Genomic DNA, 2,533 nt, shown 5'->3' on the forward strand with positions numbered 1-2,533 from the left:
TGTCAATCGGCGTCCAAAAGGGACCCAGGATCGGCGTCCAAAAGGGACCCACCGGCCGCCGCGCATGAGCGCCAACGCAGAGGCCGATGTCGCGCAGCCGGTCGGGTCAGCGAAGCGGCATCGGCCTCGTATCCAGCCTGACGCCGGATTGAGCCTGGCCCCACGACATGAACGGCATTCAGCTGCGGGTTTTCAGCCGCCAGCTGGCGTTGCCCGTCTCCAGGATGTCGCAGTGGTGCGTCAGGCGGTCGAGCAGCGCCGTCGTCATCTTCGCGTCCCCGAACACGCTCGGCCACTCGCCAAACGGCAGGTTCGTCGTCACGATCACCGAGGTCCGCTCGTAGAGCCGGCTGATCAGATGAAACAGCATCTGCCCGCCCGCACGCGGAAACGGCAGGTAGCCAAGCTCGTCCAGGATCACGAGGTCCATCCGTGCCAGCTGCGAGGCCAGCCGACCGGCCTTGCCCGCCCGCGCCTCCGCCTCAAGCTGGTTGACCAGATCGACTGTGTTGAAGAAACGCACCCGCGCCTCGCGTTCCCGCACGCAGTTCGCCCCGATCGCGATGGCCAGATGCGTCTTGCCCGACCCCGTGCCGCCAATCAGCACAGCGTTGCGGTTGTCGGTGAGGAAGTTGCCCTGGTGCAGATCGCGCACCATCGCCGTGTTCACGGGCGAGGCGGCTAGGTCGAACTCGGCCAGCGTCTTCAGGACTGGGAACTTGGCATTGCCCATGCGGTAGGCCGTGGCCCGGCTTTCCATGTCAGCCAGTTGCGCGGCCAGCAGATCCCCCACGACCCGCTCCGGCGCATGCCCGCGCTTGCCGGCCTGCGTGATGATCTCGTCGTAGGCGGCGCGCATGCCGCGCAGCTTGAGCTTGACCATCAGCTCGACGACGGTGTGCCGCTCCATCAGATCGCCTCCAAAGCGCGCAGGCCGTCGTAGCGTGCGCAATCGGCCGCAGGCTCGATCCCGAGCGTCAGGCCGGCGGGCGTCGGCACCGACGTAGGCGGAAGGCTCTCGCGGCCACGCGCGAGCAGGTTGAGCACCGCATCGGCGCTGAACAGACGCGCGGACAAGGCCGCGATGCATGCAGCCTCGACCGCCTCCAAGCCTGCCTCCGGCACCGCCGAGAGGATCGCGACGAACTGCCGGTCGCCGTCGGCATGCGCGCGCAACCGCTCGCGGATCTGAGCCAAGCCGCAGGGCAGATCCCAGTCACGGAAGGGCTCGCCGTTGCGCAACGCTCCGGGCTTGCGGGCCAGCACGGGCAGGTAGTGCCAGGCGTTGAAGATGGTCTGGTAGCGGCCGAAGCAGCGCCGATGCTCGGCCACGATCTCACCGTTGAGGAAGACGGCGATCCGGTCGGCATAGGCACGCAGTTGCACGTGTCGCCCGGCCACCCGGGCGGCCACCGAGTAGCGGTTGTAGTCGTAGCGCACGAGGCAGGTCTTGGAGGCGACGACCTCGACCTCGTGGAAGCCGTCGAACGCGCCGCGGTAGGGGATCAGAGCCGGCTGATCCTCGGTCTCGAAGACGGCCTGGACGGTGCGGTCGCGCTGCACCGGATGGGCTGCGGTGGCCGCCCAGAGCCGACACTGCTCCTCCAGCCAGTGGTTGAGGTCAGCCAGCGTCTCGAAGCGCAGGACCGGCTTGAAGAAGCGGTTGCGCGCGGTGCGCACCTGGTTCTCGACCTGCCCCTTCTCCCAGCCCGCGCTGGGATTGCAGGCGGTGGGCTCGATCAAGTGATGTGAGCAGAGCTGCAGGAAGCGGCGGTTGAAGGTGCGCTGGCGACCCACGAAGATCGCCGAGACGGCCGTGCGCATGTTGTCGTAGATGCCGCGCCGACAGGAGCCGCCGAAGAAGCGGAAGGCGTGCTCGTGGGCGTCGAAGACCATCTCCTGCGTCTCACGCGGATAGGCTCGCAGCAGGAAGCGCCGGCTGTGGCAGAGCCGGATATGGGCGACCTTGACCTGCGTGGTGACGCCGGCGAGCCGGACGGTCTCATGGCTCCAGTCGAACTGGTAGGCCTCACCCGGGGCGAAGGCGAGCGGCACGAACACGCCCGCGGCGGTGGCGGCATGCTCCGTGAACCAGCGTTGCGCGTAGCGGCGCACCGCGTCGTAGCCGCCGGCATAGCCCTCCGCCCGCAGCCCCTCGAACAGGCGTGTGAGGCTGAGGCGCTCGCGTTTAGGCTTGGCCAGCTCCTCGGCCAGCAGGGCGTCCAGGCGCGCGATGTGCCCATCGAGCTGCGGTCGGGGCTGGTGCTGACGCTTGTAGGCGAAGGCGGTCTTGTCCGAGCGCAGCGCCTTGCGCACGACCTTGCGGGATAGGCGCAGCTCGCGCGAGATCTCCCGGATGCTCCGGTGCTCGCGGAACAGGCGCCGGATCTTGGCGATGGTCTCCACGATCAACATCCCCGGCTGGCTCCCTGACCGTGAGCGGTAGGGAGCAAGAGATGCACGGGGGCGGGGTGGGTCCCTATTGGACGCCGATCAGCCCCTCAGCCGGGTCCTTTTTCCACGCCGATACCCA

General features: G+C 68.2%; 2 protein-coding genes. Both read right to left on the minus strand.

From position 1 onward, the window contains the following. Positions 1–178 precede the first annotated feature (178 nt). Positions 179–910 (minus strand): IS21-like element helper ATPase IstB, encoded by a 732-nt coding sequence (gene istB, locus MFF56_RS31730; protein WP_066924500.1) that lies wholly within the window; start codon positions 908–910, stop codon positions 179–181. Next, positions 910–2,415: an IS21 family transposase gene (istA, locus tag MFF56_RS31735; RefSeq protein ID WP_066924498.1), complete on the minus strand. Its 1,506-nt coding sequence runs from the start codon at positions 2,413–2,415 to the stop codon at positions 910–912. Before istA ends, istB begins: the two co-directional genes overlap by 1 nt. Positions 2,416–2,533: the final 118 nt, after the last annotated feature.

Source organism: Methylobacterium hispanicum (genome assembly GCF_022179285.1).
Classification (GTDB): Bacteria; Pseudomonadota; Alphaproteobacteria; order Rhizobiales; family Beijerinckiaceae; genus Methylobacterium; species Methylobacterium hispanicum.